The organism is Aeromicrobium stalagmiti, assembly GCF_013283745.1.
Classification (GTDB): domain Bacteria; phylum Actinomycetota; class Actinomycetes; order Propionibacteriales; family Nocardioidaceae; genus Aeromicrobium; species Aeromicrobium stalagmiti.
Map to the genome: position 1 here is coordinate 1,689,374 of NZ_JABSTZ010000001.1, position 21,515 is coordinate 1,710,888.

Genomic DNA, 21,515 nt, shown 5'->3' on the forward strand with positions numbered 1-21,515 from the left:
ACCCTGAGGGAATGTCCTTGGTCGAGTCGCTCGCACGATCCATCGATGTGGTCACGCCTGACCTCATCGAGGTGCGCCGTGACCTGCACTCCTATCCCGAGCTCTCGTGGCAGGAGGAGCGGACGACCGACGTCGTCGCGATGTGGATGGACAAGAGCGGCATCTCCTACGAACGGTTCGAGGGCACGGGCCTGATGGCCGAGATCGGTCCGGACGAGGGGCCGATCGTGGCGCTGCGGGCCGACCTCGACGCGCTGCCGGTCGTCGACACGTCGCAGGACCCCTGGAAGTCGACCGTCCCCGGTGTCTCGCACTCCTGCGGCCACGACGTCCACGTCTCGGCGCTGCTGGGTGCCGCGGTGGCTCTCTCGCACGCGCACGCCGAGCACCGTCTGCCCGTGCGCGTCCGGCTGATCTTCCAGCCGGCCGAGGAGGTCATGCCCGGCGGCGCGCTCAAGCTGCTGGCTGCCGGAGCGCTGAAGGGTGTCTCGCGCATCTTCGCCCTGCACTGCGACCCGTCGCTCGACGTCGGCCAGGTCGGCCTGCGCGAAGGCCCCATCACCGGCGCGTCCGACCACATCACGGTGCAGCTCAGCGGCCGCGGCGGTCACACGTCCCGGCCCCACCTCACCGAGGACCTCACGTACGCCCTGGGCAGCCTGCTGACCCAGCTGCCCGCGGTGCTGTCGCGCCGCTTCGACCCGCGCGCCGGAGCCAGCATGGTGTGGGGCCAGATCCACTCCGGCAACGCCGCCAACGTCATCCCGTCCACGGGTGAGCTCAGCGGCACGCTGCGGATGCTCGACGCCGCCGCGTGGCACCAGGCCGAGCACCTCGTGCGCGGCCTGATCAGCGACATCATCGAGCCCTTCGGCGTCAGCGCCGACGTCACCTACACCCGCGGCGTCCCACCCGTCGTCAACGACTTCGGTGCCACCGAGATCCTGCGCCGCGCGGTGGCCCAGGCGGTCGGTCCCGGCGGCGTCGCGTCGACCGCGCAGAGCCTCGGCGGCGAGGACTTCGCCTGGTACGTCGAGGCCGTCCCGGGCGCCATGGGGCGTCTGGGCACCCGCACGCCCGACGGGCCCACGTACGACCTGCACCAGGGCAACCTGCGGGTCGACGAACGCGCCATCGCGGTAGGGGCGAAGGTCCTCGCGATGGCCGCAATCAGCTGATCCGCAGGCCCCTTCGACGCCCTGAGGTGAAGAATCGGTTACGGCCGCCGCCAATCCCTCCGACCCACTCCCGAACGACCCACCGGGACATTAGGGTCGTCTCGAGTGCCGGGCTCCCGGCTCCGTACTGAGGAGGAATTTTGCGTCGATTGACCAAGCTTTCCGCTGTTGCCGCCGTCGCCGCGCTTGCTCTCGCGGGCTGTGGAGGCAGCGACAGCGAAGGTGGCGGAGGCGACAAGCCCGCTGCCAGCGACGACGTCTGCAAGACCGCTGACGGCGACGGACCCAAGATCGGCCTGGCGTACGACGTCGGCGGTCGTGGCGACCAGTCGTTCAACGACTCCGCCTACGCCGGCCTCGAGAAGGCCGTCACCGACTTCGACGCCACGTGCATCGAGGGCGAGGCCACCGACGGTGAGGCCGAGTCCGCACGTGAGGACCGCCTCCGCAACATGGCCGAGAACGGCGCCACCGCCATCATCGGCGTCGGCTTCGCCTACAGCGAGTCGGTCAACGCGGTCGCTCCTGACTTCCCCGAGGTCAACTTCGCCGTGATCGACGGCTTCGACCCCGACGAGACCGCCAACGACAACGTCGCCTACCTCGGTTTCGCCGAGGAGCAGGGCTCCTTCCTGGTCGGCGTCGCCGCCGCCGAGAAGAGCAAGTCCGGCACTATCGGCTTCGTCGGTGGCGTCAACAACGACCTCATCCAGAAGTTCGAGGCCGGCTACACCGCGGGTGCCAAGGCAGCCAACCCCGACATCAAGGTCGAGGTCGCCTACATCCAGGAGTCGGACCTCGCCGGATTCGGTGACCCGGCCGGTGGCAAGGCCGCCGCGACGGGCGAGTTCGACAAGGGCGCCGACGTGGTCTACCACGCAGCCGGTGGCTCGGGCTCGGGCGTCTTCGACGCTGCTGTCGAGGCCGGCGAGGGCAACTACGCGATCGGTGTCGACTCCGACCAGTACCTCACCGCGACCGACGCACAGAAGCCGTTCATCCTCACGTCGATGCTCAAGCGCGTCGACACGGCGACGTACGACTTCGCGAAGTCGATCGACGAGGGCAAGGCGCTCGTCAGCTACACGGTCTACGACCTGAAGGCAGACGGCGTCGGCTACTCGAAGTCCGGCGGTTTCGTCGACGACATCGCGGCCGACATCGACGGCTACAAGGACAAGATCATCGGCGGCGAGATCAAGGTTCCGACCAAGCCGTAGCAGCATCAGCAGCATCCGGCGACGAACCTGGGCTGGCGCGGTAGCGTTCAGCCCAGGTTCGTCCTGTCTGTCCACGGCTCACGCAGAGCCACGAAAGTCGTACGTAGGGAGTGTCCGTGCCGTCTGATGTTGACGCGGTTCAGCTGCGAGGGATCGGCAAACGATTCCCCGGAGTGATCGCCAACCACGATGTCGATGTGACGATCCGGTCGGGCACGGTCCACGCCCTGATCGGTGAGAACGGCGCCGGCAAGTCGACGCTCATGAAGATCCTCTACGGGGTCCAGCGCCCCGACGACGGCACGATCACGATCGAGGGCAAGGACGTCGTCCTCAAGTCGCCCACCGAGGCGATCGACGCCGGTGTGGGCATGGTCTTCCAGCACTTCATGCTCGCCGACAACCTCACGGTGCTCGAGAACATGGTGCTCGGCGCCGAGAAGCTGCACGGCATCGGCGACGCCGCCCGCACCGAGATCCGGCGCATCTCCGACCGGTTCGGCTTCGACCTCGACCCCGACGTGCTGGTCGAGAAGCTCGGCGTGGCGGCCCGCCAGCGCCTCGAGATCGCCAAGGTGCTCTACCGCGGCGCCCGCATCATCATCCTCGACGAGCCCACCGCGGTGCTCGTGCCGCAGGAGGTCGAGGCGTTGTTCGTCAACCTGCGCGAGCTCAAGGACGCCGGCAACTCCGTGCTGTTCATCTCGCACAAGCTCGACGAGGTCCTCGCGATCGCCGACGACATCACCGTCATGCGCCGTGGCACGACGGTCGGCACCGCCGACTCGCACACGGCCACCAAGCGTCAGCTCGCCGAGCTCATGGTCGGCTCCGAGCTGCCCTCGCCCGAGACGGAGGAGTCGACCGTCACCGACACGGTCGAGCTCTCGCTCGACGGCGTGACCCTCACCGACGAGTTCGGCCGCAACCTCCTGACCGACCTGTCGCTGAAGATCCGGCGCGGCGAGGTGCTGGGCATCGCGGGCGTCGAGGGCAACGGACAGTCCGAGCTCGTCGAGACGATCATGGGCATGCGCATCCCGTCGGCCGGCACGATCAAGCTCGGCGACCAGGACGTCACCCACTGGCACACGCGCCAGCTGCGCGAGGCCGGCATCGGCTACATCCCCGAGGACCGGCACCGTCACGGCCTGCTGCTCGACGCGCCGCTGTGGGAGAACCGGATCCTCGGTCACCAGACCCGTCCGCCCAGCGCCAAGGGCATGTGGATCAACCGCAAGGGCGCTCGCCAGGACACCGAGCGCATCGTCGCCGACTACGACGTCCGCGCGCCCGGCATCGACACGCCCGCCCGGGCGTTGTCCGGCGGCAACCAGCAGAAGCTGATCGTCGGGCGTGAGATGAGCGGTGACCCGGTCCTGCTCATCGCGTCCCACCCCACGCGCGGCGTCGACGTCGGCGCCCAGGCCGCGATCTGGGACCACATCAAGCGGGCGCGCCGAGCCGGTCTCGCGGTGCTGCTCATCTCGGCCGACCTCGACGAGCTCATCGGCCTCTCCGACACGATCCAGGTGATCCTGCGCGGACGCTTCGTCGGCACGTTCGAGCCGTCGAAGGTCACGCCGCAGGACCTCGGCACGGCCATGACCGGAGGCGAGGCAGCATGACGTCCTTCAACCCCAAGACGATCGGGCTGGCGCTGCTCGCGCCGGCCATCGCGATCATCCTCAGCATCCTGGTGACGACCGCGGTCATCGCGGCCGTCGGCAGCTCGCCGGGCGAGTTCTGGTCGACGATGTTCGAGATGCCCAAGCCCCGCCTGCGGGTCGACATCGTCAACCAGACCGCGATGATCTACATCGCCGCGGTGGCAGCAGCGATCGGCTTCCGGATGGGCCTGTTCAACATCGGCCTCGAGGGCCAGTACACGATCGCCTCGTTCGCGGCGGCCTCGTTCGCAGGAGCCGCCTACCTCGGTGGGTTCGCCAACGTCGCCGCGTCGATCATCGTCGCGATGGTCGTGGGCGCCGCGTGGTCGGGCATCGCCGGCATCCTCAAGACGACCCGAGGGGTCAGCGAGGTCATCTCGACGATCATGCTCAACGCGATCGCCGTGACGTTGGTGGGCTACTTCCTCAACAACTACGGCGTCAAGGAAGGCAACACCGTCCACACCAAGAACCTCGAGCCCGGCAGCACGCTGGGTGGCTTCGCGCCGTTCGAGGACCGGGACGGTGAGATCTGGGCGCTGTCGATCATCGCGGTCCTGGTCGGCGTCGGCTTCTGGGTGCTGCTCAACAAGACCCGCTTCGGCTACGACCTGCGCGCGAGTGGACAGTCCGAGAGCGCGGCCCTGGCCAGCGGCATCAACCCCAAGCGGATGATCCTGGTCTCGATGATGCTCTCGGGCGCGGTCGCCGGCCTGATCTGGCTGCCGGCGCTGTTCGGCGGGGCCCGCAACTACGGCACCTCGTTCCAGGTGGGCCTCGGCTTCCTCGGCATCGCCGTGGCGCTGCTGGGCCGCAACCGCCCCCTGGGGATGCTGTTCGGCGCGCTGCTGTTCGCCTTCTTGTCCGTCAAGTCCAACGACCTCACATTCAGCACCGACGTGTCGCCGAGCATCGTCCAGATCACGCAGGGCGTCGCGGTCCTCGCGGTCGTCGTGACGTACGAGGTGGTGCGCCGATGGCGCACCCGGCTCGAGCAACGAGCGGTCAGCCGTGAGCTGGCCGAGGCACGGGAGGCCACCGCATGAGCACCGCAACGGCAACCTCGACCAAGCGCACGATCGTCGAGCGGCTCACCAAGAGCTGGCTCTACATCGGCCTGATCGGCATCGGCGTCGTGTCGTTCGTCCGTATCGTGACCGACACCGACGACCTGACCGGGGCCGGCACGATCCGCGCCGCGATCATCGCGACCTGCCCGATCCTGGCGGCGGCCCTCGGCGGTCTCTGGGCCGAGCGGGCCGGCGTCGTCAACATCGGCCTCGAGGGGCAGATGATCCTCGGCACGTGGGGCGCGGCCTTCTTCACCTATCACTACGGCCCCTGGGTCGGCATCATCGGCGCGGCCATCCTGGGGCTCGTCGGAGGGCTGCTGCACGCCATCGCGACGGTGACCTTCGGGGTCGACCACATCGTGTCGGGCGTGGCGATCAACCTGATCGGCGCGGGCGCGGCGACGTACCTCGCGGAGGCGGTCTTCCCCGACTACGAGGGTGGCGGTCCCCGCCAGCTCAACGGGCTGGAGGCGCCGACCCAGATCACGATCCCCGGGGTGTCCGACCTGGCCAAGGACGTGGCCGACCGCCACTGGTTCTTCGTCTCGGACGTCGCCTCGTTCATCCAGGCGCTCACGACCAACATCTCGAGCCTGAGCCTGGTGATGTTCGCGCTCGTCGTGGTGTCGGCCGTGGTCCTGTGGCGCACCTCGTTCGGGCTGCGGCTCCGCTCGTGCGGCGAGAACCCGCAGGCGGCCGAGACGCTCGGCGTCAACGTCTACCTCTACAAGTACATCGCGGTGCTCATCTCGGGCGCCCTGGCGGGCATCGGTGGTGGCTTCCTGGCCCTCGTGTCGTCCAGCGGCTTCAGCACCGGCCAGACCGGCGGTCGTGGCTACATCGGCCTCGCGGCGATGATCTTCGGCAACTGGCGCCCGGGCGGCCTGCTGGCCGGCGCGCTGACGTTCGGCTACACCGACTCGCTGCGCCTGCGCGACACGCAGTCGGTCCACGCGCTGCTGCTGCTGGTCGCCCTCGGACTCCTGGCCTTCGCCGCGTTCCGGGCGGTCCGCAAGCAGGTGCGGGGGGCGCTGGTCGTCGCCGTCATCGGTGTCGTGGTGATGGTCTGGTTCCTGGCCACCGACAGCGTGCCGCGCGAGTTCACGGTCATGACGCCCTACATCACGACCTTGTTCGTGCTGGCGCTGGGAGCGCAACGGCTCCGCATGCCGGCAGCCGACGGCAAGTCCTATCGACGAGGAAGTGCCGGCTAAGTGGCACGGGAGATCTGATGGCACTGGGAATCAACGGTCCGGACGACCCGATCGACTGGGCGTCGCTGACCAAGTACGCGACCGAGGTCATGGGGCGGGCCTATGCGCCCTACTCCAACTACAAGGTGGGCGTCGCGGGGCTCGTCGACGACGGCCGTGTCGTGCTCGGCTGCAACGTCGAGAACGCGGCCTACGGCGTGGCGCTGTGCGCGGAGTGCGGCATGGTGTCGGCGCTGCACTCGACCGGCGGCGGCCGGCTCGTCGCGGTGGCCTGCGTCGACGCGCAGGGCGCGGCCCTCATGCCGTGCGGCCGCTGCCGTCAGCTGCTCTGGGAGAACGGCGGCCCCGACATGCAGCTCATGACGCCCGGCGGCGTCAAGACCATGGACCAGGTGTTCCCCGACGCGTTCGGCGCCGAGAACCTGGCCCAGCACGATCCGGCGGACCGGTGACGCGCTACGCCGTCCAGCTCGACCCCGGCTCGCCGGCGTTCCTCCGCGACCCCTACCCGGTCCTGGCGGCACTGCGGGCCAACGGTCCCGTCCTGTGGCACGAGCCCATGGGGGTGTGGCTGGCGACGACCCACGATGCGGTCAGCCAGGTGCTCCGCAACCGGGCCTTCGGGCGGCTGTGGAGCGACTGGGAGCCGGCGTCGCAGATGGAGCCGTTCAACGCGCTGCACCGCAACCAGATGATGGAGAACGAAGATCAGGTCCACCGTCGATTGCGCGGGTTGGTCTCGAAAGCTTTTGGGCGCGGGCACGTCGAGCGGATGCGGCCGCGCATCGAGCAGCTCGCTGCGTCGATGGTCGACGACCTGGGGGAGCAGTTCGACCTGCTCGGCGACTATGCCGAGCCGATGCCGGTCTTCGTCATCGCCGACCTGCTCGGCGTGCCGCGCGAGGACCACGTCCGCCTGCGTGACTGGTCGCAGGCGATCGTGCACATGTACGAGCCCAACGTCGGCGCCCTGACCAAGAAGGCGGCGATCGAGGCGAGCACGGCGTTCTCCGACTACGTCCGTGGCGTCGTGGAGCTGCGCCGCAGCGCACCGGGCGACGACCTCATCACCGATCTCATCGAGGCCCGTGACGAGGGCACCCGGCTCAGCGACGACGAGCTGGTGGCGTCGGTCGTGCTGCTGCTCAACGCGGGGCACGAGGCGTCGGTCAACGTCTTCGGCAACGGGTTCCACGCCCTGCTGCAGCACCCCGACCAGATGGCGCGCATCACCGGCGGCGAGGTGTCGGTCGAGGTCGCGCTGGAGGAGCTCATCCGCTTCGACGCGCCCCTGCAGCTCTTCGAGCGGACCGCGACAGCAGATGTCGAGGTCGCCGGCCAGCTGATCCGTTCCGGCGAGCGGATCGCCTGCCTGATGGGCTCGGCCAACCGCGACGCGGCGGTGTTCGAGGCCGCCGACGCGTTCGACGTCGGCCGCGACCCCAACCCCCACGTCGGCTTCGGCATGGGACTGCATTTTTGCCTCGGGGCGCCGCTGGCGCGGCTCGAGCTGCAGATCAGCATCCAGACCCTGCTCGACCGCTATCCGACGCTGCGACTGGTCGGCGAGCCGCCGCGCCGCCCCACCTGGGTGCTGCGCGGCTTCGAGCGCATCGACGTCACCACCTGAGGAGCAACCATGACGGAGAACTTTGACGCGGTCGAGGTCATCGCCGCGAAGCGCGACAAGCACGAGCTCACCGACCCGCAGATCGACTGGGTCGTCGACGCCTACACCCGCGGTGTCGTGGCCGACGAGCAGATGTCGGCCCTCGCGATGGCCATCCTGCTCAACGGCATGAACCGCCGCGAGATCTCGCGCTGGACCAACGCGATGATCGCCAGCGGCGAGCGCATGGACTTCTCGTCCCTGTCGTGGGCGACGTCCGACAAGCACTCGACTGGAGGCGTGGGCGACAAGATCACGCTGCCGCTCGCGCCGCTCGTCGCGGCCTGCGGTGTCGCCGTCCCGCAGCTGTCCGGCCGCGGCCTCGGCCACACCGGCGGCACGCTCGACAAGCTCGAGGCGATCCCCGGCTGGCGCGCCGCGCTGACCAACGACGAGATGATGGCCCAGCTGGAGGATGTCGGCGCGGTCATCTGCGCCGCCGGTGCGGGGCTCGCTCCCGCCGACAAGAAGCTCTACGCGCTGCGTGACGTCACCGGCACCGTCGAGGCGATCCCGCTGATCGCCAGCTCGATCATGAGCAAGAAGATCGCCGAGGGCACCGGCTCCCTGGTGCTCGACGTCAAGGCCGGCTCCGGCGCGTTCATGAAGGACGTCGCGATGGCGCGTGAGCTCGCCGAGACGATGGTCGCGCTGGGCACCGATGCCGGCGTGACGACCGTCGCCCTGCTCACCGACATGTCGACGCCGCTGGGCCTCACCGCCGGCAACGCGTGCGAGGTCGCGGAGTCCGTCGAGGTGCTGGCCGGTGGGGGTCCGCAGGACGTCGTCGAGCTCACGGTCGCGCTCGCGCGCGAGATGCTGGCCGCGGCCGGCAAGGACGACAAGGACCCCGCCGACGTGCTGGCGTCCGGTGCGGCGATGGACGTCTGGAAGCGGATGATCTCGGCGCAGGGGGGAGACCCGGACGCACCGCTGCCGACCGCCAAGGAGACCCACGTCGTCACGGTGCCCGAGTCGGGCACCCTGACCCGTCTCGACGCGATGGCCGTCGGTGTCGCCGCATGGCGCCTCGGCGCCGGGCGGTCGCGCCCGGGCGAGCAGGTGCAGGCCGCAGCCGGAGTCGTCATGCACGCCAAGCCCGGCGACACCGTCACCGCCGGCCAGCCGCTCATGACGCTGCACACCGACACGCCCGAGCGCTTCGATCGTGCGATGGCGGCGCTGGAGGGTGGCTACGACGTGGGGGCAGCGGGCGCGGAGCGGCCTGCCGTGGTGATCGACCGGATCGGTTAGGTTCGTGTGATGCGCATCTTGAACAACAGCAAGGAGATCGCCGACGCGGCGGGCGAGGAGCTCGGCGTCAGCGAGTGGGTCGCGATCACGCAGGACCGGATCGACATGTTCGCCGACGCGACGGGTGATCGTCAGTGGATCCACGTCGACCCCGAGCGCGCGGCCGACGGCCCGTTCGGGGCCACGATCGCCCACGGCTACCTGACGCTCTCGATGCTCCCGTTCCTCGGTGCCCAGGTCTTCGCCTTCGCCGGCGACGTCGCGCGGGTCAACTACGGGCTCAACAAGGTCCGCTTCGTGTCGCCGGTCAAGGTCGGCTCGAAGGTGCGCAGCCGGGTGGAGCTGCTGACGGTCGAGGACATCGACAAGGGCCAGCGGGCCACGTTGCAGCACACGGTCGAGATCAAGGGCAGCGACAAGCCGGCCTGCGTCGCGGAGACCGTGACCCTGCTGATGGCGTCATGACACGATGACCCTGTGAGCGCCACTTCCGAACAGATCGCCCAGGCCCCCAAGGTCGCCCTCCACGAGCACCTCGACGGTGGGGTGAGGCCGGCGACGATCGTCGAGATAGCCGCCGAGATCGGTCACGACCTGCCCGCCGAGGGCGCCGAGGCGCTGGGGGTGTGGTTCGAGGAGGCATCGAGCTCAGGCTCGCTCGTGCGCTACCTCGAGACGTTCGTCCACACCGTCGCGGTGATGCAGCGCCCCGAGGACCTCGCTCGCGTGGCCCGCGAGTCGGTCGTCGACCTCGCGACCGACGGCTGCGTCTATGCCGAGCTGCGCTGGGCGCCCGAGCAGCACCAGTCCGCAGGGCTGTCGTTGCGCGAGGCCGTCGAGGCCGTGCAGGCCGGCATCGACGCCGGACGCGAGGAGGCCGCCGCGCTCGGTCATCCGATCGTGGTGGGGCAGCTGCTCACCGCAATGCGCCACGCCAAGCGTGGCCTCGAGATCGCCGAGATCGTGGTCGAGTACCGCACACGCGGTGTCGCCGGGTTCGACATCGCCGGTGCCGAGGACGGCTTCCCGCCGATCCTGCACCTCGAGGCGTTCGAGTACCTCCGTCGCGAGAACGCTCACTTCACGATCCACGCCGGCGAGGCGTTCGGGCTCCCGTCCATCTGGCAGGCGATCCAGCGCTGTGGAGCCGAGCGGCTCGGTCACGGCGTGCGCATCGTCGACGACATCGACTGGGACGCCCCGGGCGGCCCCGTCCTGGGCGACCTCGCGGCCTACATCCGCGACCGGCGCATCCCGCTCGAGATGTGCCCGTCGTCCAACCTGCAGACCAAGGCGGTGCCCGGCATGACCTCGATCGCCGACCACCCGATCGGCAAGCTCAAGGACCTCGGCTTCCGGGTCACGGTCAACTGCGACAACCGGCTGATGAGCGGCACGTCGATGTCGCGCGAGCTCCAGCTGCTCGTCGACGCCTTCGGCTACGAGCTCGACGACCTGCGGTGGTTCACGGTCAACGCCATGAAGTCGGCGTTCCTCCCGTTCGACCAGCGCCTCGTGCTGATCAACGACGTCATCAAGCCGGCCTACGCCGCCCTCCAACGCTGACGAGACCCTGCCGGCCCCCTGAGGAGAGGGTTACCTCCCCTCGGCAGGGGCGGCAACGGTCTCCTCGAGGGGCGACAAGGGTCTCGTCAGCGTGGGGTCAGGCGGCGGTGGGCTTCGCCTCGCTCGCCTGGCTCGCGGGCTCCAGCGCGTACGCGAGGATCTCGGCGACGTCGGCGACCGGACGGACGTCGAGCTCGGCGAGCACCTCCTCGGGCACGTCGACCAGGTCGACCTCGTTGCGGGCGGGGATGAAGACCGTCTTCAGGCCGGCACGCTGCGCCGCCATGAGCTTCTGCTTGACGCCGCCGATCGGCAGGACCCGACCGTTGAGGGTGACCTCGCCGGTCATGCCCACGTCGGCCCGCACGTTGCGCCCGAGCGCCAGTGACGTCAGCGCGGTGACCATCGTGACGCCCGCGGACGGACCGTCCTTGGGCACCGCGCCGGCCGGCACGTGCAGGTGGATCGAGCGCTCGAGCGTCGCGGGGTCGACGCCGATGGCCTCGGCGTGCGACCTGACGTACGTCAGAGCGATGTGCGCCGACTCCTTCATGACGTCGCCGAGCTGGCCGGTGATGGCCAGGCTGCGCTCACCGTCGTAGGCACTGGCCTCGATGAAGAGCACGTCGCCGCCGAGCCCCGTGACCGCGAGCCCCGTGGAGACGCCCGGCACCGCCGTGCGCTCGGCCCCCTCGGGGATGAACCGTGGCCGACCGATGTAGTCGACGAGGGTGTGCTCGTCGACCACGACGGGGCGGACGACCTCGGGATCGGTGAGCCGGGTCGTGACCTTGCGGAAGACCTTGGCGAGCAGCCGTTCCATCTGCCGCACGCCGGCCTCGCGGGTGTAGGACGCCGCGACCTCCCGCAGGGCACCGTCGGTGACCTCGACCTCGTCGTCCGTCAGGGCAGCGCGCTCCAGCTGGCGGGGCGCCAGGTAGCGGCGCGCGATCTGCACCTTGTCGTCCTCGGTGTAGCCGTCGAGCTGCACGAGCTCCATGCGGTCGAGCAGCGCCTCGGGGATCTGCTCGACGACGTTGGCGGTCGCCAGGAACAGCACGTCCGACAGGTCGAGGTCGAGATCGAGGTAGTGGTCGCGGAACGTGTGGTTCTGCGCCGGGTCGAGCACCTCGAGCAGGGCGGCCGCGGGGTCGCCGCGATAGTCGGCGGCGACCTTGTCGATCTCGTCGAGCAGCACGACGGGGTTCATCGAGCCGGCCTCGCCGATGGCCCGCACGAGCCGTCCGGGGAGTGCGCCGACGTACGTCCGACGGTGCCCGCGGATCTCGGCCTCGTCGCGCACGCCACCGAGGGCGACGCGGACGAAGCTGCGTCCCAGGGCCCGTGCGACGCTCTCGCCGAGGGAGGTCTTGCCGACGCCGGGAGGGCCGACGAGCGCCATGACGGCGCCGGAGCCACGGCCGCCGACGACCTCCAGGCCCCGCTCGCTGCGTCGGGCACGCACTGCGAGGTACTCCACGATGCGGTCCTTGACGTCGTCGAGGCCGTGGTGGTCGGCGTCGAGCACCTCACGGGCGGCCGAGATGTCGGTGCTGTCGTCGGTCTTCACGCCCCACGGCAGCTCGAGGACCGTGTCGAGCCACGTCCGGATGTAGCCCGCCTCGGGGTTCTGGTCGCTGCCGCGCTCGAGCTTGCCGACCTCGCGCAGCGCCGCCTTGCGGACGTCGTCGGGCAGGTCGGCCTCCTCGACACGCTCCCGGTAGTCCAAGGCGCCCTCCGGCTCGTCGTCGCCCAGCTCCTTGCGGATCGCGGCGAGCTGCTGGCGCAGCACGAACTCGCGCTGGTTCGCATCGATGCTCTCCTGCACCGACTCCGAGATCTTCTCGTTGACGTCGGCCTCGGCGAGGTAGTCGCGCGCCCAGCCGATCAGGACCGTCAGCCGCTCGGCGACGTCCTGCGTCTCCAGGAGCTGACGCTTCTGCTCGAGGTCGAGGTACGACGCGTAGCCGGCGGTGTCGGCGAGCTCGCCGGGGTCGGTCAGCCGCTGCACGGAGTCGATGACCTGCCACGCGTTGCGCTTCTGCAGGATCGTCACCAGCAGGCCCTTGTAGTCCTTGGCGAGGTCGAGGACGGCCTCGGTGGGCTCGGCGTCCTCGATGAGCTCGGCCTCGACCCAGAGCGCTGCGCCGGGGCCCGCGACGCCGCCCTGGATGTGGGCGCGCTGCTCGGCACGGAGCACGGCTCCGGGTCCGCCGCCGGGCAGGCGACCGACCTGCTGGATCGTGGCGACCACGCCGTGGGTGGCGTAGCGGTCCTCGAGGCGCGGGGCGACGAGGAGGCGGTCGTCGTTGCTGGTGCGGGCGGCGTCGACGGCGGCACGGGCCGCGTCGTCGAGCTCGATCGGGACGACCATCCCGGGGAGGACGACGACGTCCTCGAGGGCCAGGACGGGGAACTGCTGCAAGATGCTCACGCGTGCTCCTAGGAAACGGGTGCCTCAGAGTTGAGTCTGATGGGCTCAACTGCGGTGAGGGACGCCTTGTTCCGGAGGAGGGCTCCTGTTCGCTCTGGGCGGACGTGCCGGGCGGGCCGGACGGTCGGCCGCTGCGCCGATCAGCCGCCCAGCATCGCGCGGGCCTCGCGCGGCGTCATCGCCTCGCAGCCGTGGGCGACCGCCTCGGCGACGATGCGGTGCTCGTCCTGCATGAGGCGCCAGCCCCGCCGGACGAGCACCCACGGCGACTTGCGCCCCTCGCGGAGGTCGCGGGTGAGCCGGAGGACGAACGTGACCATGCGGTGCCGTCGCAGGCAGATGGCCGCGTCGAGCAGGCCGGCCTCGCGGCAGGCGTCGACGATCACGGGCGCGAACAGGCCCTCGGCGATGAACGTGCCGTCGGGCACCGACAGGGTCTGCAGGCCCGAGCGCCGGCTGGCGGCGATGTCGTAGACCGGCACCTCGGAGACCCCGGCGGCGCAGAGCTCGGCGATCGCGCCGACGGCGTCCACGGCGCTCCAGGACCGGACGTCGTCCCAGTCGACGATGCCGAGCGTCGACCGCGGCATGTCGGGCTCGTCGACGTCGCGGTAGAAGTCGTCGAGCCGCAGCACGGGCCACCCGAGCCGCGCGGCGAGGTGGGACTTGCCGGACCCTGACGGCCCGGCGACGATGACGACTCCCATGACCGACGACTCTAGGATAGGAGCCATGAGCACCGACATCACGGTCACCGACATCGCCCGCACGATCGATCACGCGATCCTCAAGCCCGACCTCACGCGCGACGAGGTCGACGCCCAGCTGGCGCTGTGCGCACAGTACGAGGTCTTCAGCGCGTGCGTGCGCCCGAGCGACGTCTCCCACGCCTACGAGGTCCTCGAGGGATCCGGCGTCGCGGTGTGTGCCGTCATCGGCTTCCCGCACGGCACGACCACGACGCAGACCAAGGTCGCCGAGGCCACCGAGGCCCTCGACAACGGTGCGTCCGAGCTCGACATGGTCATCAACATCGGACGGCTCCGCAGCGGCATGCTCGACGACGTCGAGGACGACATCCGGGCGGTCGTGGTCGCCGCCGGCGAGCACGTCGTCAAGGTGATCCTCGAGACGGCGCTGCTCGACGACGCCCAGATCGAGGCCGGCTCGAAGGCCGCCGAGCGCGCCGGGGCGGCGTTCGTCAAGACGTCGACGGGCTTCGCCGGTGGTGGCGCGACCGTCCCGCACCTGCGCCTCATGCGGGCGGCCGTCGGCCCCGAGGTGCAGGTCAAGGCGTCCGGGGGAGTGCGCGACCTCGACACCCTGCTGCAGATGCGCGAGCTCGGCGTGACCCGTTTCGGCACCAGCGCCACGGCCACGATCCTCGACGACGCAGCCGCGCGCGAGGCGGGCGAGCAGGGCACCGGTGCCACCGACGACACCTCCTACTGAGCCCCCGGCGGGGCGCCGTCGGCGTGCAACCGGGGTTTCATCGACAACTTCACCAATTCGTCACGTTTCGTCCTCGTTAAAGGCGTTGACTTCGCTTTCGGCTCGGGATGTTCTTTACCCCTACAGTTCCTGAGACCTTCTCAGGTGCGTGCTCGGGGGCCGCGTGTCGAGACCTCCGACGACCCACAACGGAGGAAAACATCCCGTGAGCTCCCTGTCCCGTCGCCTGGTCGGAGTCGCGAGCGCGACCCTGCTGGCCGCTCCACTCCTGGCCGCGCTCCCCGCGCAGGCCGCGGACGACGTCCCGATCAACCTGATCGGCATCAACGACTTCCACGGACGGGTCGACGCGTCGACGCTCCAGTGGGCCGGCACCGTGGAGACCCTGCGCTCGCAGTTCCCGTCCGACAACTCGCTCATGGTCTCGGCCGGTGACAACATCAGCGCGTCCCTGTTCGCCTCGGCGATCCAGCAGGACAACCCGACGATCGACATCCTCAACTCGATCGGCCTCGACGCCTCGGCGGCGGGCAACCACGAGTTCGACTTCGGCTACGACGACCTGGTCAACCGCATCATCCCGCGCGCCGACTACTCGATCCTCGCCGCCAACGTGCGCAAGGCCGACAACAGCCGCGCCCTCGACGCGTACGACACCTTCGACGTCGCCGGCGTCAAGGTCGCCGTCGTCGGCGCCGTCACGCAGGAGACGCCGACGCTCGTCAGCCCGGCCGGCATCCAGGGCCTGAGCTTCAGCGATCCGTCCACCGCGATCAACGACGCCGTCGCCGAGCTCGACGCCCTGCCCGCGGAGGACAAGCCCGACGTGATCGTCGCGGCCTACCACGAGGGCGCGCCCGACGGCAGCCTGTCGTTCACCGACGCGATGGCCGCGAGCGCGGTGTTCCAGAAGCTCGTCAACAACACCTCGGCCGAGGTCGACGCGATCTTCATGGGCCACACCCACCAGAAGTACGCCTACGACGCGCCCGTCCCCGGTGTCGCCGGCAAGACGCGCCCCATCATCCAGACCGGCAACTACGGCGAGAACGTCGGCCAGATCGTCCTCAACGTCGACCCCGACACCGGTGAGGTCTCCAGCTACACCAAGCAGAACCTGGCCCGGGTCGCCACGACCGATGCCAACCTGCTGACCCAGTTCCCGTCGTCCAACCTCGGGCAGATCAAGCAGATCCGTGACGACGCCGTCGCCTACGCCAACACCGTCGGCAACGTCCAGAAGGGCGAGATCACCGCCGACATCACGCGCGCGTTCGTCAACGGCACCACGGAGGACCGCGCGAGCGAGTCGACGATGGGTGGCCTCGTCGCCGATGCGCTGCTCGAGACGGTGTCCAAGCAGCCCGCCGGAGCCGACATCGGCCTGGTCAACCCCGGTGGACTGCGTCCGCCGGACCTGACGTTCGCCGGCGTCCCGGGCAACGACGTCAACACCGACGGAGTCGTCACCTACGCCGAGCTCAACGCGGTCCTGCCGTTCGCCAACAACCTCAACTCGGTCAAGCTCAGCGGAGCGACGCTCAAGAAGGTCCTCGAGCAGCAGTGGCAGCGTGACGCCCAGGGCAACGTCCCGTCGCGCCCCTACCTGCAGCTGGGCACGTCCAAGAACCTGACCTACACCTACGACGACTCCAAGCCCGAGGGCAGCCGCATCCAGTCGATCCGGATCAACGGCAAGGAGTACGACCCGCAGGCTCAGTACAAGGTCGCGACGTTCTCGTTCCTCGCCGCCGGCGGTGACAACTTCCGGGCCTTCAAGGAGGGCGCCAACACCGACACGGGTCTGGTCGACCGCGACGGCTGGATCACCTACTTCGAGAACAACAGCCCGATCTCGCCCGACTTCGCCCGTCGTTCAGTCAAGACGGCCGGCGTCAAGAGCACCTACCGGGTCGGCAGCAGCGTCTTGTTCACGCTCTCCAAGCTCAACCTGACGTCGACCGGCAGCCCGAGCAACACCTCGGTGTCGTCGAAGCTGTTCTACACCGAGGACGGTGTCGAGAAGACCAGGAGCCTGGCGTCGAAGTCCGTCACGGCCGGCACCAGTGCCCCGATCGCCTTCACCCTCCCGGCAGGGGCCAGCGGTGCGATGCGGGTCGAGTCCACCGCGTTCCCGACCGGCACCAAGGTCGTCGTCCCGCTCGACGTCACGGGTGCGTCGGTGACGGCCGAGCCCGTCTCCGGCACGTTCGGCGACGACGTCGACGTGGCCGTCACGGTCACCGGACCGGAGGAGACGCCGTCGGGCGACGTCGTGCTCAAGAAGGGCGACACGCAGGTCGGCAGCGGCACGCTCACCGACGGTGCGGCGACGATCACGGTCGACACCGAGGACATCGGTGCCGGCGCGAACGATCTGACGATCGCCTATGCGGGCGACGCGAGCTATCCGGCGGCGACGGGCACCGTCAAGGTGACCGTGGCCCAGGCCGGCACGACGACGGCTGCGGCCGAGCCGGAAGCCACCAAGGTCGACGTCCCGGCCGACGTCGACGTCACCGTCACCTCGGCGACCGGCACCACGCCGACGGGTGACGTGACGATCTCCGACGGCACGGACGTGCTGGGGGAGGGCGAGCTCGCCGACGGCACGAGCACGGTCAGCACCGACGTGTCGGGCCTGTCGATCGGCCAGCACACGCTGACCGTCGACTACGCGGGTGACAGCAACCACGAGGCGTCCATCTCGACGGTCGACGTCAACGTGCTCAAGGGCACGACGCCGCTGAGCGCCAGCTCGGACGGGGCCGCCTACGGAACCTCCGCGAAGGTCAAGGTCGAGGGCGCCGACGGCGCATCCGGCCTGGTCTACGTGGGCAACGGCGACGACGTCGTCGGTGTCGGCTTCCTCAGGGACGGGGCCGCGAGCATCACCCTCGACAAGACCGCGCTGAAGCCGGGCAGCTACGAGCTCGACGTCTACTACGGCGGCAGCGGGACGTTCGACAGTGCCCAGACCACGGTCGACCTGACCGTCACCAAGGGCGCGACGACGACGAAGAAGATCTCGGTCAGCCCGACCAAGATCGTCAAGAACCGCACCAAGCCCTACGTCGAGATCGGCGTCACCGGCGCCGGGTTCACGGTCGACGGCGGCAAGGTCACCGTGCGCGTCAACAGCAGCAACGTCGTGACCGGCACGGTCGAGGACGGCAAGGTCCGGGTCCGCCTGGGCGTCTTCACCTCGACGGGCTCGGCCAAGACCGTCTCGGTCAAGTACGCCGGCAGCGACGTCGCCCTCGCGTCCTCGACCAGCTTCACGGTCAAGGTCGTCTCGAAGTAGCACTGTCCGGGTCCGGGGCGTCATGCCCCGGACCCGGCTGCTCCACGCCTCCATCAGCCATCAGCGCTCCACCTTCACGAGACCGGGGAACTCCTCCATGAAGACATCGATCGTCACGCGATGGGCGGCCGCAGCAGCCGTCGCCGTCGCGTCGCTCGTCGCCGCTCCGGCGTCACCTGCCTCGGCCAACCCGGCCGGCAGCAACCTGATCATCAACGAGATCTATCCCAACGGCGGCAGCGGCGGCGGTGTCTACAAGCTGCGCTACTACGAGCTCTACAACCCGACGAACGCGCCGATCAACGTCAACGGCTGGTCGCTGCAGTACCGCTCGGCCCTGTCGAGCGGTGTGCCCAACGTCGGCAGCTTCGGCACCGTCGCGGCGCTCGGCGACAAGACGATCCCGGCCGGCAAGCACCTGCTGGTGTCGGGCCCCGGCAACGCCAACAACGCCAACGACCTCCCGACCGCCGACGTCACCAGCACGATCGGCGCGGCCGCTGCCGGAGGCACCGTCGCGCTCGTCAACGACACGGTCGCCCTCACCGGTGATCGTGCTGCCGTGCTGGCCGACGCCAACCTGGTCGACCTCGTCGGCTACGGCAGCTCCACGACGTACGAGGGATCGGCTGCGGCACCGGTGGGTGCCGCAGCGTCGTCCATCTCCCGGTCCGTGACGCACGTCGACACCGACGACAACGCGGCCAACTTCGCGGCCCTCAACCCGGCCGACCCGTGCAACCTGGCCGGCTGCCCGGTCGTCGAGCCGCCGGCCGACCCGACGCCGGCGACGATCGCCGAGATCCAGGGCGAGGGCGCCACGAGCCCGTTCGCCGGTGATCCCGTCACGACCCGGGGCGTCGTGACGGCGGCCTACAAGACCGGTGGCTACAGCGGCGCGTTCATCCAGACGCCGGGCACCGGAGGCTCGGTCGGCGCCGCCTCGCACGGTGTCTTCGTCTTCAGCAGCGCCTTCGCAGCCGCCGTCTCGAAGGGCGACTACGTCGAGGTCACCGGTGACGTCGTGGAGTTCGGCGGCACCACCGCCGTCCCGCAGACGCTCACCGAGATCACGACGGCGACGGGCAAGTTCACCGTGCTCGACGAGTCGGTCACGGCCCCCGTCCCGACCGAGGTGACCTTCCCGCTGTCGACCGCCCAGAAGGAGAAGGTCGAGGGCATGCTGGTCGCGCCGCAGGGCGGGTTCACGATCACCAACAACTTCTCGACCAACCAGTTCGCCGAGATCGGCCTCGCGCCGGGCGACGAGCCGCTCGACACCCCGACCAACGTCGTGGCCCCCGGCGCTGCCGCCGTCGCTCTGCAGGCCAAGAACGCCGAGGACCTCGTCACGCTCGACGACGGCGCCTCGACGAACTTCCTCACCACGACGGGCACCGCGCTGCCGTGGCTGACCCGTGACAACGAGATCCGCGTGGGCCAGGGCGTCACGTTCGACGACCCGGTCGTCATGGACTTCCGCAACTCGCTGTGGAAGCTGCAGCCGACCGAGCAGCTGCTCGCCGGCGGCGACGAGCCCGTCACCTTCGGCCCGTCGACCCGCGACGCCGCGCCCCAGGACGTCGGCGGTGACGTCACGGTCGGCACGTTCAACGTGCTCAACTACTTCACCAAGACCGCCGAGGAGTACGACGCGGAGCCCGGCAACGTGTGCCTCTACTTCAAGGACCGCGACGGGGTCAACGTCACCGCCGACGAGTGCGGCAGCCCGGCGTCCGACGACGGCAACGGCCCGCGCGGCGCTGCCAACGCCGCGGCGCTGAAGAACCAGCAGGACAAGATCGTCAAGGCGATCAACACCCTGGACGCCGACGTCGTCTCGCTCGAGGAGATCGAGAACTCGATCAAGTTCGGTGAGGACCGCGACGCCGCGCTCGACACGCTGGTCGCTGCGCTCAACGCCACCCCGGGCAACGCGGGCAAGTGGGCCGCGGCTCCGTCGCCGGCCGACCTCCCGGACCTGGCCGGCCAGGACCTCATCCGCACGGCGTTCATCTACCAGCCGGCAGCCGTCTCGCTGGTGGGGGAGTCGACGATCCTCGACGTCCCGGCGTTCGCCAACGCGCGCGAGCCGCTCGCCCAGGCGTTCAAGGTCACAGGTGGTGGGGCCAGCTCCACGTTCGCGGTGATCGTCAACCACTTCAAGTCCAAGGGATCGGGCACCCTGCCCGGTGACGCCGACCAGGGCGACGGCCAGGGCGCGTCGAACGCCTCCCGCGTCGCGCAGGCCACGGCGCTGGTCGACTTCGCCGAGGACGTGGCGGCCGACGCCGGCACCGACAAGATCTTCCTGACGGGTGACTTCAACTCCTACAACAAGGAGGATCCGGTCCGGATCATCGAGGAGGCGGGCTTCGTCAACGTCGCGGTCGAGAAGACCGACAAGGAGACCTACCAGTTCGGTGGCGCGGTCGGCTCGCTCGACCACGTCTTCGCCTCCGACGCGGCGTTCTCGAAGGTCTCGGACGCCGACATCTGGAACATCAACTCGTACGAGTCGGTGGCCCGGGAGTACAGCCGCAAGAACTACAACCTGACCGACTTCTTCGTGGCCGACAGCCCGTTCCGGGCCAGTGACCACGACCCCGAGATCGTCGGCTTCGACGTCGACCCGTCGACCACGACGGTGACGGCCAAGGCGCCGGCCACGGTGCGCTCGGGTCAGGACGTCACGGCGTCGGTGCAGGTCGCCGCTGACGGCGGCTCGCCCACGGGCGACGTCACGATCACCGAGGGCGGCACGCAGGTCGGCACCGGCACGCTGGCGGACGGTGCGGTCGACGTCGTGATCGACAGCCCGGCGATCGGCTCGCACTCCTACGTCGTGTCCTACGCCGGTGATGCCAACAACGCGCCGGCGACCACGACGCTCCAGGTCGTCGTGCTCAAGGCGGAGGCGGGCCTGCAGGCCACGGCCGAGCCGTCGACGTACGGCACCGGCGGTGTCGTCGAGGTGACGGCGGCGCCCGGCGTCTCCGGCCTGGTCTACGTCTCGCTCGGTGACGACGTGGTCGGCATGGGCACGCTGCTCGACGGCGCCGGCAGCGTGAAGCTGTCGAGCACGATCCCGGTCGGGACCAACGAGCTCGGTGTGTTCTACGCCGGCAACCTGGCCAACGACCCGGACAGCACCTCGGTGTCGCTGACGGTCGCCAAGGCGGCGTCGACGATCAAGAAGGTCTCGGTCAGCCCGACCAGGATCGTCAAGGGGCGCACCAAGCCCTATGTCGAGCTGTCGGTCAAGGCGCCGGGCTTCACGGTCGACGGCGGGACGGTCACGGTCCGCGCGAGCGGCAAGACCTACACCGGCACGGTCAGGAGCGGCACGGTCCGCATCCGGCTGGGGGTCTTCACCTCGTCGGGCTCGGCCAAGACCGTCACGGCGAAGTACGCCGGCAACGGGTTCGCCAAGCCGTCCTCGACCAGCTTCACGGTCAAGGTGCTCAAGAAGTAGGTGACG

General features: G+C 69.7%; 15 protein-coding genes. 13 read left to right on the forward strand and 2 right to left on the reverse strand.

Annotated elements, in window-relative coordinates; genetic code table 11:
- Positions 1 to 11: 11 nt before the first annotated feature.
- From HQK15_RS08380 to HQK15_RS08425, 10 genes are all read left to right on the forward strand, one after another.
- Positions 12 to 1,178: an amidohydrolase gene (locus HQK15_RS08380; protein WP_173490897.1), complete on the forward strand. Its 1,167-nt coding sequence runs from the start codon at positions 12 to 14 to the stop codon at positions 1,176 to 1,178.
- Positions 1,179 to 1,327: 149 nt separating this feature from the next.
- Positions 1,328 to 2,398 (forward strand): BMP family lipoprotein, encoded by a 1,071-nt coding sequence (locus HQK15_RS08385; RefSeq protein ID WP_254450683.1) that lies wholly within the window; start codon positions 1,328 to 1,330, stop codon positions 2,396 to 2,398.
- 197 nt (positions 2,399 to 2,595) lie between these two features.
- A complete protein-coding gene (locus HQK15_RS08390; RefSeq protein WP_367649104.1) occupies positions 2,596 to 4,026 on the forward strand; it encodes an ABC transporter ATP-binding protein in 1,431 nt (476 codons plus the stop codon).
- Positions 4,023 to 5,114 (forward strand): ABC transporter permease, encoded by a 1,092-nt coding sequence (locus HQK15_RS08395; protein ID WP_173490900.1) that lies wholly within the window; start codon positions 4,023 to 4,025, stop codon positions 5,112 to 5,114. The genes HQK15_RS08390 and HQK15_RS08395 overlap by 4 nt, the downstream gene beginning before the upstream one ends.
- Positions 5,111 to 6,355, forward strand: coding sequence for an ABC transporter permease (locus HQK15_RS08400; protein ID WP_173490901.1), 1,245 nt, complete (start codon positions 5,111 to 5,113; stop codon positions 6,353 to 6,355). The genes HQK15_RS08395 and HQK15_RS08400 overlap by 4 nt, the downstream gene beginning before the upstream one ends.
- Positions 6,356 to 6,372: 17 nt before the next feature.
- Positions 6,373 to 6,807 carry a cytidine deaminase gene (locus tag HQK15_RS08405; RefSeq protein ID WP_173490902.1) on the forward strand — a complete coding sequence of 145 codons (435 nt, stop codon included), beginning with the start codon at positions 6,373 to 6,375 and terminating at the stop codon, positions 6,805 to 6,807.
- A complete protein-coding gene (locus tag HQK15_RS08410) occupies positions 6,804 to 7,985 on the forward strand; it encodes a cytochrome P450 (RefSeq protein ID WP_217361570.1) in 1,182 nt (393 codons plus the stop codon). Before HQK15_RS08405 ends, HQK15_RS08410 begins: the two co-directional genes overlap by 4 nt.
- 9 nt (positions 7,986 to 7,994) lie before the next feature.
- On the forward strand, positions 7,995 to 9,278 hold the full coding sequence (locus tag HQK15_RS08415; protein WP_173490903.1) for a thymidine phosphorylase: 1,284 nt from the start codon (positions 7,995 to 7,997) through the stop codon (positions 9,276 to 9,278).
- A 9-nt stretch (positions 9,279 to 9,287) separates the two neighbouring features.
- Positions 9,288 to 9,743 carry a MaoC family dehydratase gene (locus HQK15_RS08420; RefSeq protein ID WP_173490904.1) on the forward strand — a complete coding sequence of 152 codons (456 nt, stop codon included), beginning with the start codon at positions 9,288 to 9,290 and terminating at the stop codon, positions 9,741 to 9,743.
- A 12-nt stretch (positions 9,744 to 9,755) separates the two neighbouring features.
- On the forward strand, positions 9,756 to 10,844 hold the full coding sequence (locus HQK15_RS08425; protein WP_173490905.1) for an adenosine deaminase: 1,089 nt from the start codon (positions 9,756 to 9,758) through the stop codon (positions 10,842 to 10,844).
- Positions 10,845 to 10,941: 97 nt separating this feature from the next.
- On the opposite strand, the gene lon is transcribed toward HQK15_RS08425, so the two are convergent.
- Entirely contained in the window at positions 10,942 to 13,278 is a 2,337-nt protein-coding gene (gene lon / locus HQK15_RS08430; protein ID WP_367649105.1) for an endopeptidase La, read from the reverse strand.
- 140 nt (positions 13,279 to 13,418) lie between these two features.
- Entirely contained in the window at positions 13,419 to 13,985 is a 567-nt protein-coding gene (locus tag HQK15_RS08435) for an ATP-binding protein (protein ID WP_173490906.1), read from the reverse strand.
- Positions 13,986 to 14,010: 25 nt separating this feature from the next.
- Between HQK15_RS08435 and deoC the strand changes: the two genes are divergently transcribed.
- The 3 genes from deoC to HQK15_RS08450 all read left to right on the forward strand — a co-directional run bounded on the left by deoC (position 14,011) and on the right by HQK15_RS08450 (position 21,509).
- Positions 14,011 to 14,730, forward strand: coding sequence for a deoxyribose-phosphate aldolase (gene deoC, locus HQK15_RS08440; RefSeq protein WP_173490907.1), 720 nt, complete (start codon positions 14,011 to 14,013; stop codon positions 14,728 to 14,730).
- Between the two features lie 205 nt (positions 14,731 to 14,935).
- Positions 14,936 to 18,034, forward strand: coding sequence for a 5'-nucleotidase C-terminal domain-containing protein (locus HQK15_RS08445; protein ID WP_173490908.1), 3,099 nt, complete (start codon positions 14,936 to 14,938; stop codon positions 18,032 to 18,034).
- Between the two features lie 97 nt (positions 18,035 to 18,131).
- Positions 18,132 to 21,509, forward strand: coding sequence for an ExeM/NucH family extracellular endonuclease (locus HQK15_RS08450; protein WP_173490909.1), 3,378 nt, complete (start codon positions 18,132 to 18,134; stop codon positions 21,507 to 21,509).
- The last annotated feature ends 6 nt before the right edge of the window (positions 21,510 to 21,515 follow it).